We start from the raw sequence: 13962 nt of genomic DNA, 5'->3' as shown, positions 1-13962 counted from the left end.
ATTGGCCGTCAGCCCAGTTCTACCCGATTTCGTCCAGTATTTTTCGCACGATATAGCGCCTGATCGGCTCTTTTAAGCACCAGGTCGCTGTGTTCCCCAGCCCTGAATGCTGTCAGTCCCATGGAAATAGTGATGGTGACTCGCTCGCCCTTGAAGTGGAACGGGCAGGCTTCGATCGATGCGCGCAAGGTTTCCAGCAGTTTCGCGCCGACCATAGGGATTGTGGCAGGCATCAACAGTACAAACTCCTCACCGCCAAATCGGGCGATGAAATCAGTCCCGCGCAGTCGCTTGCGTAGCACGCTGGCGATGATTTTCAGCACCTTGTCGCCCGCCAGATGCCCATAGTTGTCATTGATGCGTTTGAAATGGTCGAGGTCGAGCATTGCCAGCAACAGGGTATTGCCATGTTGCTGCCATTGGCCGACTTCATGCTCCAGGCGCTCGCTCCAGGCTGCTCGATTCGGCAGGCTGGTCAATGGATCGATCAACGCCTTCTGGCGCTGTTCTTCAAGATGCTCGCGGTAGCCCAGGGCTTCCTGCTCCATATGGGCAACCCTTTCGGCCAGGCTTTGCAGACGGGCTGCTACTTCCTGCTCACGCTCATCGCGCTGCTTCTGGTGTTGGTCCATGGTGCCGAGCAGGCCTTCGAGATGGTTTTCCAGCACATGCTTGAGATCATCAAGATCTGCCGCTTCCTGCATGCTGCTTTGCAAGCCGTCGACTTGCTCGCGAATCTGCGTGTCCATCTCGCGCGCGGCCGAACGGTTGTCGGCGTGGCCGTCGCTTGCGGCCTGCAGGTTGCTCTGGAATGACTCAAGTCGTTCGTTGAGTTGCTGTAGATACGCTTCGAATTCGTGCTGGCCGCTGTCGGTGATTGCCAGCATCAATGTGGCCAGGTCATCGAGGATGGGTAGTAGTTCGTACCAGTTCAAGCCATTTTGAAGACGATCGCGCATCGCCTCGGCTTGCGGACGATGGCGCTCGGGCAACGCCAGATCATCGAGAAGGCCCAGCAGCGTTTCTTCGATATGCTTGGCGACAGAGCTGTAGGACGGTTTCGGCGAGTCCGGCAGGGCATACAGAATATCGTGCTCAGACGGCTCTGGATCGATAGTGACCGGAGTCAGTTCATCGGGATTGATTGCCAAGGGGGCCGCAGTGACCGGGGCGGCAATTGAGGGAGCCGGCTCTTGTGGTCGCTCAATGTGTAATCGTGTTTGAGGCTCTGGGATCTGACTGCTTTTAGCTTCTGGATCAAGGACTGGCGGGACAAACGCCATGACTTCAGCCGCAGGTGCCATTGTTGTTGGCGCCTGAATTTGCAGCGGTGCAGCGGCGGGTAGAGCGACTTCTACAGTTGGCAGCACCACTTGCGGTTTATCGGCGGCTGGCGCGAGATTGACCGTCGCTTCCAGGGGCACGGTCGGCGCTGCTGCAACCGGTTCGACAGGTTGCGCGGCAGGTCTTTGTGATTCGGGGGCGACGATCTGTGGCGCAGTCTCCTCCGTTTCCCTACTGAACAACCGCTGCAGAAACCCCGGACGATCAGGTTCGGCAGGGTTCTCCAGCAGGTTCAAGGCTTTGCCTTGCAAGCCGCTCAGCTCGCTAAGCAGCAACGGAATTTCGCGAGCCTGGCTTACGCGTCCGTCGAGCTGTTTGGCGAATTTTTTCAGTGGCCGGCTCACTTCCCTGGGCAGTGGCAACGCTTGCAGCTGAGAGACCAGCGCCGTCAGTGCGGCACTGACTTGATCGACTCGGGTTTCCCGGCGTTGCTCAGAGTCGAGCACGGCTTTTTCCAGGCGCGGCAGCAAGGCAGCCAGGCCGGCATCCATGTCATCGGTGCGTACGACTTCACGCATTTCCTTCATGCATTGATCAACGGCGCGATCGGTACCTTCCGCGGCCAGGGTACTGCGCACCAGCCCACGACGCAGCAGATCAAGCCGGGCGTCCCATCGACGTTCCAGTTTTTCTTGTTGTTCGATGCTTTTGAGGTATTTCTCTTTCCAGCGCTGTGCTTCGTCGCTCATTCAGGCAGGACTCAACGCGGGCAATGCATCGGCCGTGAGCGAACCCGGCAGACGAATCTCTACCGCGACCGGCAGGTGATCGGAAATGGGATGTGCCAGCACTTCGACCTTTTCAAGGGTCAGGGTGGGGCTGAGCAGAATATGGTCCAGGCAACGCTGTGGGCGCCAGCTGGGGAAGGTCGCTTCCAGTTGCGGCGCGAGCAGGCCTAAATCACGCAACGGGGAGTTTTGCAGCAAGTCACTGGCATGGGTGTTCATGTCGCCCATCAGCACCTGGTGTTTATAACCGCCGATCAACTCGCGGATGTAAGCCAGTTGCAGGCTGCGGGCGCGAGCGCCCAGCGCCAGGTGCATCATGACTACCACCAGCGCCTCAGGACCTTCGCCAAAGCGCACCAGAATAGCTCCGCGACCCTTGGGCCCCGGTAGCGGATGATCTTCAATTGCCCACGGGCGCAGCCGGCTGAGCACGCCATTGCTGTGCTGACCGAGATGACCCAGATTGCGATTGAGTTGTTGATACCAGTAGGGGAAGGCGCCGAGCTGCGCCAAGTGTTCGACTTGATTGACGTAGCCTGATCGCAGGCTGCCGCCATCGGCTTCCTGCAAGGCGACCAGATCGAAGTCGCCCAGCAGATTGCCGATTTTTTGCAGGTTATCGGCACGCCCGTTGTGCGGCAAAAGATGTTGCCAGCCGCGGGTCAGATAGTGCCGATAGCGCTCGGTACTGATGCCGACCTGGATATTGAAACTGAGCAAACGCAGACGGCTGTCCACGGGCAACCCCGTCGATTCCAGGTGATGCTCGTTGACCTGCGGATGATGCAGGCCAACGATGCGTTCAGTTCCCCAGCGGCGCATGGCAGGTGCCGCGCTTAGTTGGCGACGGCCTTGGTTGCCGCTCGCTCTTTGGCGACCAGTTGATCGGCCAGTTTCAGCGCTTGTTCGGCACCACCGGCAGAGCCGATGTCAAAACGATACTTGCCGTTGACGACCATGGTAGGCACGCCGGTGATTTCATATTTCTTTGCAAGTTCTTTGGCTTTGTTGATCTGGCCCTTGATGGCGAAGGAGTCGAAGGTGGCCAGAAACTTGTCCTTGTCTACACCTTGGGTCGCCAGGAAGTCCGCCATGTCTTGTTTGTCGGTCAGTTTCTTGTGTTCTTTCTGAATCGCGTTGAACACCGCTGCGTGAACCTTGTTCTCGACACCCATGGCTTCAAGCGTCAGGAACATCTGGCCGTGTGCGTCCCAAGGGCCGCCAAACATCGCCGGAATACGCACGAAATTCACGTCGGCAGGCAGCTTTTCAGCCCATGGGTTAACGACAGGTTCGAAGGCATAGCAGTGCGGACAGCCGTACCAGAACAGCTCCACGACTTCGATCTTGCCAGGCACGGCCACCGGGACCGGATTGCTCAGTTCGACATAGGGCGCTTCAGGTTTTTCGGCGGCTTGGGCAGTCATGCCGAACAGGCTGGCAGCGACGAGCGCGGCGCTGATGATCAGATTACGCATGCTTTACTCCTGGACAATTGGGGCGCCTCGCGCGACCTGTTTTCAGACAGATCCTGGCGGGCTTGAGTGCTGTAGTGTAACGGCAGCGGCCACAAAAAAGGGCAGCCAAAGCTACCCTTTTTATGTTTGCATCGACGGATTAATCGAGTGTTAACGTTGCAAGAGATGTACATCACTCGCAACGCTCGATCGCAGGCCTTAGTGCAAGCCTTGAATATAGCTGGAGACTGCGGCGATATCTTCGTCACTCAGCTTTTTAGCGATGCTCTGCATCGGTTTGGTATCGCCGTCGTTGGTCCGGCCACCTTCTTCTTTTCTGAAATCGGTCAGTTGCTTGCCGACGTACTGGGCATGCTGGCCGCCCAGATGCGGGAAGCCGGCAGCAGCGTTGCCTTTGCCGTCTGGAGAGTGGCAGCCGGTGCAGGCTGGCAGACCCTTGGCCAGATCACCGCCACGGAACAGTGCTTCACCGCGAGCCACGACTTTCGGGTCGGCGGCGCCGACGCTGCCTTTCTGGCTGGCGTAGTAGGCGGCGATATCAGCCAGGTCCTGATCGCTCAGGTTGGTCAGCAGGCCGGTCATTTCCAGTACCGTGCGTTTGCCGGCCTTGATGTCGTGCAGCTGCTTGTTCAGATAACGCTCGCCCTGACCTGCCAGTTTCGGAAAGTTTGGCGCCATGCTATTGCCATCCGGGCCATGACAGGCGCCACATACTGCGGCTTTCGCCTGACCAGCAGTCGCATCACCTGCAGCATGGGCAATGCCGGAGATCCCCACGGTCAACAGCAGACTCACGATCAATTTGTTCATCAGCTAATCCAACTACGGCTAAGGGTTAAAGAGTTATGGGCCGGGTTTACTCGCTCATCCACTGGATGATGGCTCGGTAATCCTCGGCACTGCAGTCCTTGCACAAACCACGCGGCGGCATCGCCTTGAAACCCTGGGTCACGTGTTGCACCAGCGTCTCCATACCTTTCGCCAACCTCGGCGTCCAAGCTTCCTGATCGCCCTTGCGGGGCGCCATGGGTAGTTGGCCGGAATGACAGGCACCACAAACACGGTTGTACACAGCTTCCGGATCCTGTGTAGCCTGAGCGCTGTAAAGCGGCATCAAGACACCGGCAGCTAGCAGCCATTTCGTCATAAAACGACCTTTTCAGGGTTGAGAGCGTTCTGCGTTCTAATGCGCAATCAAGGTCAATCGCTCTCGTGAACTTCATCCTACGCTGGGACAAAGCGCACACAAAATCTGCGGCATTATATACTGGCGTCACTGAAACGGAAACGACACTGCTTGCCGCGTCCATTCCCGGCGCCGCCCACATCGGAAATCCCATGCAACTCAAGAACCCCATCCTCGGTCTGTGCCAACAGTCCACCTTCATGCTCAGCGCCGCCAAAGTCGATCAATGCCCCGACGACGAAGGCTTTGAAGTGGCCTTCGCCGGGCGTTCCAACGCCGGTAAGTCCAGCGCGTTGAACACCCTGACACACGCCAGCCTGGCGCGGACCTCGAAAACACCGGGTCGCACGCAGCTGTTGAACTTCTTCAAGCTAGACGATGAACGCCGTCTGGTCGACCTGCCGGGTTACGGTTACGCGAAAGTACCGATCCCGTTGAAGCTGCACTGGCAGCGTCACCTCGAAGCCTATCTGGGCGGTCGCGAGAGTTTGAAAGGTTTGATTCTGATGATGGACATCCGTCATCCAATGACCGATTTCGACCTGCTGATGCTCGATTGGGCCATCGCCAGCGGCATGCCGATGCATATTTTGCTGACCAAGGCAGACAAGCTGACCTATGGCGCGGCGAAAAACGCGCTGCTCAAGGTTCAGGCGGAAATCCGCAAGGGCTGGGGCGATTCGATCACTATCCAGCTTTTTTCGGCACCCAAACGCATGGGCCTGGAAGACGCCTACACTGTACTGGCGGGCTGGATGGAGCTGGCGGACAAGGGTAGCGAGACTGCCGAGTAAGGCTTTGCAGGTGAAAAGCCAGGCAAAAAAAACCCCGGACTTCATATGGGGAGGGAGAAGTTCCGGGGTTCAAGCTCCGGACCGCTAGGGCGGGGTCCAGATATCTGCCAACACTTAACACAACATAGGAGCATCGAAGGGCTTCACCAGCCATTCAGTATCTCTGAGTGGCGGATCACGGATTTAGTTCAGACTATTTTCAAAAACCATTGGAAATAATCGATGTCATTTTCCGCACTATAGCCCTTCGTTATTTTGTGCTGCGGCATAAGGCCGCAGCACAGGCGTCTTTCAGGCCGATCAGTGCGCTTCATCCCAGTTGTTGCCCACGCCTACCTCGACCAGAAGCGGTACATCCAGTTGTGCGGCGCTGCTCATGTGTACGCGAATCTCCTCACGCACCTGGTCGATCAGGTCCTCACGCACCTCAAGCACCAATTCATCGTGTACCTGCAGGATGACTTTGGCGTCCAGGCCTGACGATGTCAGCCAGTTATCCACCGTTACCATGGCTTTCTTGATGATATCCGCCGCGGTGCCTTGCATCGGGGCGTTGATCGCTGTGCGCTCGGCAGCTTTGCGCAGGGCCTGGTTTTTTGCGTTGATTTCCGGCAGGTACAGACGACGACCAAAGATGGTTTCGACGAAACCTTGCTCAGCGGCCTGGGCGCGCGTGCGCTCCATGTATTCCAGTACGCCGGGATAACGGGCGAAATAGCGGTCGATGTAGGCCTGGGACTGTTTACGGTCAACGCCGATCTGCTTGGCCAGGCCAAACGCGCTCATGCCGTAGATCAAACCGAAGTTGATGGCTTTCGCGCTACGACGCTGATCGTTAGTGACTGCGTCCAGCTCGACGCCAAACACCTCTGCGGCTGTTGCCCGGTGTACATCGAGGTTGTTGCGGAAGGCATGCAGCAAGCCTTCGTCCTTGGCCAGATGCGCCATGATCCGCAGTTCGATTTGCGAGTAGTCCGCGGCCAGCAGCTTGTAGCCTTTCGGCGCGACGAATGCCTGACGAATCCGACGACCTTCGGCAGTGCGAATTGGGATGTTCTGCAGGTTCGGGTCGATGGACGACAAGCGTCCGGTGGCGGCGACGGCTTGCTGATAAGACGTATGAATGCGCCCTGTGCGAGCGTTGATCTGCTCTGGCAAACGGTCGGTGTAGGTGCTCTTGAGCTTGCTCAGCGAGCGGTATTGCATCAGCACCTTGGGCAGCGGGTAGTCTTGTTCGGCCAACTCGGCCAGTACCGCTTCGGCTGTCGAGGCCTGACCCTTGGCGGTTTTGCTGAGTACGGGCAAGCCGAGCTTTTCGTAGAGGATCACGCCCAGCTGCTTCGGCGAACCCAGGTTGAATTCTTCACCGGCAATGGCGAACGCCTCACGCTCAAGGGCGACCAGTTTCTCGCCCAGTTCGACGCTCTGGATACCCAGCAGGTTGGCATCCACGAGCGCGCCCTGGCGCTCGATACGGGCCAGAACCGGCATCAGCGGCATTTCAATCTCGTTGAGCACTTTACCCAGACTTGGCGTTGCTGCCAGTTTTTCCTGCAAAGCCAGGTGCAACTGGAAGGTGACATCGGCATCTTCGGCAGCATAGGGGCCCGCCAGCTCAAGAGAGATCTGGTCGAAAGTCAGCTGTTTGACGCCTTTGCCTGCGATCCCTTGAATGTCGGTCTTGCTTTGGCCCAGGTACTTGAGCGCCAGGCTGTCCATGTCGTGGCGGGTGGCCGTCGAGTCCAGGACGTAAGACTCGAGCATGGTGTCGTAAGTAATGCCCCGAACAATAATCCCGTTGTTCTGATCGCCACCGATGGCGCAGTTGGCGAGGATATTGGTTTCGAACTTGGCGTGCTGGCCGACTTTCAGTTTGTTCGGATTTTCCAGCAGCGGCTTCAGTGCCAGCAGCACGGTGTCGCGATCCAGTTGCTCCGGCACGCCCATGTAGGAATGGGTCAGCGGAATGTAGGCCGCTTCGCTGGCCGCGACGGAAAACGCCAGGCCCACCAGTTGTGCATGTTGAGCATCGGTGCCATTGGTTTCGGTGACGAAGGCGATCAGCGGTGCCTTATCGAGCTTGTCCAGCCAGGTCTCGAAGCGCTTCTGGTCGAGGATGGTTTCGTACTTCGCTTCGGCGGCGCCCGGCAATTCCTGGGCGACCTCGACAATTTCCTGACCCGAGCGCTTCGCGTCGCGCTGGTTCTCTTCGAACCAGCTTTTGAATTCCAGCAGGGTGTAGAGCTCGGCGAGCTTGTCGTGATCCGGCTTGCCCATTTGCAGGTCATCGAGACCGATGTCCAGCGGCACGTCGATCTTGATGGTTGCCAGTTGATAGGAGAGGAACGCCATCTCCTTATGCTCTTCGAGCTTGGCCGGCAGGGTCTTGGCGCCGCGAATCGGCAGGGTCGGGACGATGTCGAGCTGCGCATAGAGCTCGGTCAGGCCGCCGTTCACGCCGACCAGCAGGCCAGAAGCAGTCTTGGGGCCGATACCCGGAACGCCCGGGATGTTGTCAGACGAATCGCCCATCAGCGCCAGATAATCGATGATCTGCTCGGGTGCGACGCCGAATTTCTCTTTCACGCCTTCCACGTCCAGCGCGCTACCGGTCATCGTATTGACCAAGGTAATGTGCCCGTCGACCAGTTGCGCCATGTCCTTGTCGCCGGTGGAGATCACCACCGGACGGTCGGCGGCCGCGCTGCTGCGGGCCAGAGTGCCAATCACGTCGTCCGCTTCGACGTTGTCCACGCACAGCAATGGAAAGCCCAAGGCTTTGACGCTGGCGTGCAACGGTTCGATCTGTACCCGCATGTCGTCGGGCATGCTTGGGCGATTGGCCTTGTATTCGGCGAACATCGCGTCGCGGAAGGTCCCGCCCTTGGCGTCGAATACTACGGCGAACGGGCTGTCCGGGTACTGCTTGCGCAGACTCTTGAGCATGTTCAATACGCCTTTGACCGCACCGGTCGGCAGGCCTTTGGACGTGGTCAGCGGTGGCAGCGCGTGAAAGGCGCGGTACAGATAAGAAGAACCGTCCACCAGGACGAGGGGGGCTTGGCTCATGAGCAGGATCAACCTTTTCGGCGGGTCCGGCGCTAGAATAGCGGGACCGTTGACGACAAAGGGACAAGGTTATCATGCGCACACTAAATCGCTTGTTGCTGGCTGGCTTGTTTGCAATCACTCCATTGGCTGTCATGGCGGCGGACGATGCGCCCTCGGCAGACCCGGATGTAACAATCCGCACGGAAGGCGATAAAACCATTCAGGAATATCGGCAAAATGGCTTTTTGTACGCCATCAAGGTGACCCCGAAAGTCGGTAAACCGTATTTCCTGGTGCGCGCTGATGGCTCGGACGGTAACTTCATTCGCTCGGACCAGCCGGATATGCTGATTCCGTCGTGGAAAATATTCGAGTGGTAAACCGCTCCTAACTTAAATCGGCGCCGGCAGTCGCGGCGCCCGTACTGGCAGTTTTAACCATGTCTGTGTTCACCCCCCTGGCTCGGCCCGAGCTGGAAACCTTTCTCGCCCCTTACGGGCTTGGCCGCCTGCTTGATTTCCAGGGGATCGCCGCCGGTAGCGAAAACACCAATTTCTTTATCAGCCTGGAGCAGGGCGAATTTGTCCTGACCCTGGTCGAGCGTGGTCCGGTGCAGGAGATGCCGTTCTTCATCGAGCTGCTCGACGTGCTGCACGATGCCAACCTGCCGGTGCCTTATGCACTGCGTACCACCGACGGCGTCGCCTTGCGCGAGCTGGCCGGAAAACCTGCGCTGTTGCAGCCACGTCTGGCGGGCAAGCACATCAAGGACGCCAACGCGCAGCACTGCGCTCAGGTCGGCGAGTTGCTGGCTCATCTGCACCTGGCGACCCAGGCCAACATGATCAAACGCAAGACCGATCGCGGCCTGGACTGGATGCTGGAGGAGGGCACGCAGTTGCTTTCGCACCTGAATGCCGAGCAAAGCGATTTGCTGCAACGGGCGCTGGATGAAATCACACAACAGAAGACGAAAATTCTGGCACTGCCGCGAGCCAACATCCACGCGGACCTGTTCCGCGACAACGCGATGTTCGAAGGCACGCACCTGACCGGGTTGATCGACTTCTACAACGCCTGTTCGGGACCGATGCTCTATGACGTGGCGATTGCCTTGAACGATTGGTGTTCGGACGAACAAGGACAGCTTGATGGCGCTCGGGCGCGGGCATTGCTGGGCGCTTATGCCGCGCTGCGACCGTTTACCGCTGCCGAAGCCGAGCTATGGCCGACCATGCTGCGCGTGGCGTGCGTACGGTTCTGGTTGTCGCGGTTGATTGCCGCGGAGTCTTTCGCCGGGCAGGACGTGTTGATTCACGATCCGATGGAGTTTCAGCTGCGGTTGGCGCAGCGGCAGAAGGTCAGTACGCCGCTGCCGTTCGCCCTCTAAAAGCATCGCGGGCAAGCCACGCTCCCACAGGGTTTGTGTCGTTCATAATATTGGCGAACGATACAAACTCTGTGGGAGCGTGGCTTGCCCGCGATTGGGGGCGACACAATTTTCGGAACTACAACGACTCCAGACACCCCGCCAAATCATTCCCCAGCTTTTCCAGCAACTGCTCATACCCCTGAGCGGTCGCTGGCGTGTACCCGCCCAATGCATCCAGCTCCGCCAATTTCACCGGCAACCCGGCCACCAGGGTTTCTGCCAGGCGTGGGCGCAACGGAGGTTCACTGAACACGCAGGTCTTGCCGACTTCCTGCAACCGCGTGCGCATCGCTGCCACGTGTTGGGCACCGGGCTGCACTTCGGCAGCGACACTGAACACGCCGGTGTGCTTGAGGCCGTAAGCGTCTTCGAAGTAGTCGAAGGCTTCGTGGAACACGAAGTAAGGCTTGCCCGCGATACCCGCCAGACGGGTCTTCAGGCGCAGGTCCAAAGCATCCAGTCGCTCATCGAATGCCTTGAGGTTGCTCTGGTAGCGTGCCGCGTTGGCCGGATCGGCAGCGCTCAGATCGGTGGCCATTTTGGTGGCGATCACTCGGGCGTTGATCGGTGACAACCACAAGTGTGCATCCAGGCTGCCGGGACGGTGATCGTGGTCATGCTCGTCGGCTTCTTCTGCGTCGGAGTGGTTATCTCCGGCGAAATGTCGCAGTTTCAGGCTAGGCAAATCCTGTACCGCGACGTTGGGCAACGTACGACCTTTCAGCACGCGAGGCAGGAAACCTTCCATGTCCGGGCCGATCCAGTACAGCAGATCCACCGATTGCACTTTCCGTACGTCGGAAGGGCGCAAGGCATAGTTATGGGGCGAGGCGCCGGGCGGCAGCAAGACTTCCGGAACTGCTATGCCGTCCTGCACCGCCGCGGCAATCAGCTGCAGGGGTTTGACGCTGGTGAGGACTTTGACCTCGGCTTGAGCTGAGCCGATCAGCAGAAAACTTGCGATAAATGCGACAAAGATGGAAAAAAGTCGGGACACGATGACCACTCGAAGAGGCGAGAACGGGTAACATAATAACGTCTCTCACAAAACTCGTCGCGCTCATGCCTAAAACACCGATTGCCAGCCGTCCCCACGACCACTCTCATTGTGTGCATAGCGCATTGTCTGAGGCCGATGCCTTGTGCGCACGTCAGGGGCTGCGCCTGACCGCATTGCGCCGGCGAGTGCTGGAACTGGTCTGGCAAAGCCACAAACCATTGGGTGCCTACGACATTCTGGCGGTGCTCAGCGAGCAGGACGGCCGCCGCGCCGCGCCTCCAACCGTGTACCGCGCGCTGGATTTCCTGCTGGAAAACGGCCTGGTACACCGGATCTCTTCGCTGAACGCCTTCGTCGGGTGCAATCACCCGGAACACGCTCACCAAGGCCAGTTCCTGATCTGCCGCGAATGCCACGCCGCCATCGAACTCGAACAGAAATCCATCAGCGACGCGATCATCAATAGCGCCAAAGATGTCGGATTTATCGTCGAGGCCCAGACCGTTGAAGTGATCGGTCTCTGCTCGGGTTGCCAGGGGGCTTGATGAGCAACGCGCTGATTCGCCTCGAGCAGGTGGCTGTCACCTTTGCCGGGCAAAACGTGCTGGACAATATCGAGCTAAGCGTCGAACCGGGGCAGATCGTCACTTTGATCGGCCCCAACGGTGCCGGCAAAACCACGCTGGTGCGCGCGGTGCTCGGTTTGCTGAAACCGGACAGCGGCAGCGTCTGGCGCAAGCCGAAGTTGCGGGTCGGTTACATGCCGCAAAAACTTCACGTCGATCCGACCCTGCCGCTGTCGGTGCTGCGCTTCTTGCGTCTGGTTCCGGGCGTGGATCGCGCTCGGGCCTTGGCGGCCCTCAAGGAAGTCGGTGCCGAACAGGTCATCGACAGCCCGGTGCAAAGTGTTTCCGGTGGCGAAATGCAGCGAGTGCTGCTGGCGCGGGCATTGTTGCGTGAGCCGGAACTGCTGGTGCTTGATGAGCCGGTGCAAGGCGTCGATGTGGCCGGTCAAGCCGAGCTCTATAGCCTGATTACACGCTTGCGCGACCGGCATGGTTGCGGCGTTTTGATGGTCTCTCACGATTTGCATCTGGTGATGAGCACCACCGACCAGGTGGTGTGCCTGAACCGCCACGTCTGCTGCTCTGGACATCCCGAGCAGGTCAGCGGCGATCCGGCATTCGTCGAGCTGTTCGGAAAAAACGCACAAAGCCTGGCGATTTATCACCACCATCACGACCACGCCCACGACCTGCATGGCTCGGTGGTCATCGCGGTCCCGTCGACTCACGTTCATGGAGATAGCTGCAAGCATGGCTGATTTTCTGCTCTATGCCCTGCTTGCAGGTCTGGCCTTGGCGCTGGTCGCGGGCCCGTTGGGTTCGTTCGTGGTCTGGCGGCGGATGGCCTATTTCGGCGACACGCTATCCCATGCCGCATTGCTCGGCGTGGCACTGGGTTTTCTGCTGGATGTCAGCCCGACCGTTGCCGTCACGGTCGGTTGCTTGTTGCTGGCGGTATTGCTGGTGACGTTGCAACAACGGCAGCCACTGGCGTCCGACACGCTTTTGGGAATTCTCGCACCGAGCACGCTCTCGCTTGGCCTGGTGGTACTAAGCTTCATGCATGAAGTACGGATCGACCTGATGGCCTATCTGTTCGGCGACCTGCTGGCGATCAGTCCGACCGATCTGGCCTGGATCCTCGGCGGTAGCGCGGCGGTGCTGGCATTGCTGGTCACGCTGTGGCGACCGTTGCTCGCGATCACGGTGCACGAAGAACTGGCCAAAGTGGAAGGTTTGCCCGTGGCGGCGTTGCGCCTGGCGCTGATGTTGCTGATCGCTGTGGTGATTGCGGTGGCGATGAAAATCGTCGGCGTGTTGCTGATTACTTCGTTACTGATTATTCCGGCGGCTGCGGCACAGCGTCACGCCCGCTCGCCGGAGCAGATGGCATTGGGCGCGAGCCTGCTGGGCATGCTCGCGGTGTGTGGCGGGCTGGCGTTGTCCTGGTTCAAGGACACCCCGGCTGGCCCGTCGATTGTGGTGACGGCCGCCGCGCTGTTTCTGCTGAGTTTTGTCCTGCCCCGTCGAGGGGTGTAGACTTGCTCGTTTTTTGCGCAAATAGAGAGTCGCAGGAATGAAGCTGTTCGCCTCCCGTTATCTGCTCCTTGTCGCATTTTCGCTGCTGCTGGGCGCTTGCCAAAGCACGCCACCGGCGGCCACCGAGGCCCCCGATGCGCGGGCCACGGCTATCGCACAGCTGGAACAAAGCCTGGCCAGCAGCGAACTGGCCACCGCCGAAGGGCAATTGGCGGCCTTGCAAGCCGAGTCACCCAACGATCAATCCCTCGAGCAATACCAGCGGCAATTGGCCGAAGCTTATTTGCTGCGCAGCCGGATCGTGCTGCAGAAAGGTGATGTGAATGCCGCGGCCACGGCGCTGAGCCGTGCCCGGGTATTGATGCCTAAGGCTCCGGCGCTGACCGGTGGCGTCAACAGCGCCATTGTCCATGCGCGCAAGGCCGAACTGGATAAAGCCGAAGCGGCTCTCATGGCGGCTGAAGCCAAACCTCAGGCCAAAGTGATCGACCCGACGGCTGAAAGCACTACGGTGGCGTTGAACCTCACCGATATGAGCAAGCTTCGTCGTCAACTGGATGCCATTGCCGCCGACGTGGTGAATTATCAGTGCGATGTGAGCATTCAGGCGCCGCGCACCCAGGATTACCCATGGCTGGCCACGCTGCTGACCAAACGGGTGAAGAAGCTGGATTCGGAGTTTGATCTGAAGCTGGAAAAGCAGATTTTGCGCAACATTCCGGCGCAGATGGTTTTGAGTCCGCGTAAGCCCTAAAAGCTTCGCGGGCAAGCCTCTCTCCTACAGATTCGACGTAAAAAACCTGTAGGAGCGAGGCTTGCCCGCGAAGGCGTCCTCCTATTCGAT

At 59.0% G+C, this 13962-nt stretch carries 14 protein-coding genes; 7 read left to right on the top strand and 7 right to left on the bottom strand.

The genetic code is table 11. The annotated features are described in order from the left end of the window. Positions 1-8: 8 nt before the first annotated feature. From TU81_RS26130 to TU81_RS26110, 5 genes are all read right to left on the bottom strand, one after another. Entirely contained in the window at positions 9-2033 is a 2025-nt protein-coding gene (locus TU81_RS26130; RefSeq protein WP_048397340.1) for a GGDEF domain-containing protein, read from the bottom strand. After that, positions 2034-2894, bottom strand: coding sequence for an endonuclease/exonuclease/phosphatase family protein (locus TU81_RS26125; protein ID WP_038980346.1), 861 nt, complete (start codon positions 2892-2894; stop codon positions 2034-2036). It lies immediately after the preceding gene. 14 nt (positions 2895-2908) lie between these two features. After that, complete coding sequence (gene dsbA, locus TU81_RS26120) at positions 2909-3550, bottom strand: thiol:disulfide interchange protein DsbA (protein WP_038980345.1); 642 nt, start codon at positions 3548-3550, stop codon at positions 2909-2911. Positions 3551-3748: 198 nt separating this feature from the next. Continuing rightward, positions 3749-4360 (bottom strand): c-type cytochrome, encoded by a 612-nt coding sequence (locus TU81_RS26115; RefSeq protein ID WP_048397339.1) that lies wholly within the window; start codon positions 4358-4360, stop codon positions 3749-3751. A gap of 46 nt (positions 4361-4406) precedes the next feature. After that, positions 4407-4697 carry a c-type cytochrome gene (locus TU81_RS26110; RefSeq protein ID WP_048397338.1) on the bottom strand — a complete coding sequence of 97 codons (291 nt, stop codon included), beginning with the start codon at positions 4695-4697 and terminating at the stop codon, positions 4407-4409. Positions 4698-4888: 191 nt separating this feature from the next. Here TU81_RS26110 and yihA point away from each other — a divergent pair, with 191 nt between their 5' ends. Continuing rightward, positions 4889-5530, top strand: a complete 642-nt coding sequence (yihA, locus tag TU81_RS26105; RefSeq protein WP_038980342.1) for a ribosome biogenesis GTP-binding protein YihA/YsxC — start codon at positions 4889-4891, stop codon at positions 5528-5530. 300 nt (positions 5531-5830) lie between these two features. On the opposite strand, the gene polA is transcribed toward yihA, so the two are convergent. Further along, complete coding sequence (polA, locus tag TU81_RS26100; RefSeq protein WP_048397336.1) at positions 5831-8599, bottom strand: DNA polymerase I; 2769 nt, start codon at positions 8597-8599, stop codon at positions 5831-5833. A 74-nt stretch (positions 8600-8673) separates the two neighbouring features. Between polA and TU81_RS26095 the strand changes: the two genes are divergently transcribed. Both TU81_RS26095 and TU81_RS26090 read left to right on the top strand, forming a co-directional pair. Beyond that, positions 8674-8961, top strand: a complete 288-nt coding sequence (locus tag TU81_RS26095) for a DUF2782 domain-containing protein (protein ID WP_008076254.1) — start codon at positions 8674-8676, stop codon at positions 8959-8961. A 59-nt stretch (positions 8962-9020) separates the two neighbouring features. Next, the gene (locus TU81_RS26090) at positions 9021-9971 is read left to right on the top strand and encodes a homoserine kinase (RefSeq protein WP_038980340.1); all 951 of its coding nucleotides are present in this window, start codon (positions 9021-9023) and stop codon (positions 9969-9971) included. Between the two features lie 118 nt (positions 9972-10089). Here TU81_RS26090 and TU81_RS26085 read toward each other — a convergent pair whose 3' ends face one another. Then, positions 10090-11010, bottom strand: a complete 921-nt coding sequence (locus TU81_RS26085; protein ID WP_048397335.1) for a zinc ABC transporter substrate-binding protein ZnuA — start codon at positions 11008-11010, stop codon at positions 10090-10092. A gap of 65 nt (positions 11011-11075) precedes the next feature. Here TU81_RS26085 and zur point away from each other — a divergent pair, with 65 nt between their 5' ends. The 4 genes from zur to TU81_RS26065 are packed head-to-tail and all read left to right on the top strand — an operon-like array spanning position 11076 to position 13872. Next, positions 11076-11558: a zinc uptake transcriptional repressor Zur gene (zur, locus tag TU81_RS26080; protein ID WP_007902861.1), complete on the top strand. Its 483-nt coding sequence runs from the start codon at positions 11076-11078 to the stop codon at positions 11556-11558. Then, complete coding sequence (gene znuC / locus TU81_RS26075) at positions 11558-12337, top strand: zinc ABC transporter ATP-binding protein ZnuC (RefSeq protein WP_048397334.1); 780 nt, start codon at positions 11558-11560, stop codon at positions 12335-12337. Before zur ends, znuC begins: the two co-directional genes overlap by 1 nt. Then, positions 12330-13118 carry a zinc ABC transporter permease subunit ZnuB gene (znuB, locus tag TU81_RS26070; protein ID WP_030129661.1) on the top strand — a complete coding sequence of 263 codons (789 nt, stop codon included), beginning with the start codon at positions 12330-12332 and terminating at the stop codon, positions 13116-13118. The genes znuC and znuB overlap by 8 nt, the downstream gene beginning before the upstream one ends. A 37-nt stretch (positions 13119-13155) precedes the next feature. Then, complete coding sequence (locus TU81_RS26065; RefSeq protein WP_038980338.1) at positions 13156-13872, top strand: PA5502 family lipoprotein; 717 nt, start codon at positions 13156-13158, stop codon at positions 13870-13872. Positions 13873-13962: the final 90 nt, after the last annotated feature.

Source organism: Pseudomonas lini (assembly GCF_001042905.1).
Classification (GTDB): domain Bacteria; phylum Pseudomonadota; class Gammaproteobacteria; order Pseudomonadales; family Pseudomonadaceae; genus Aquipseudomonas; species Aquipseudomonas lini.
This window is presented reverse-complemented; position numbering and strand designations above follow the sequence as displayed.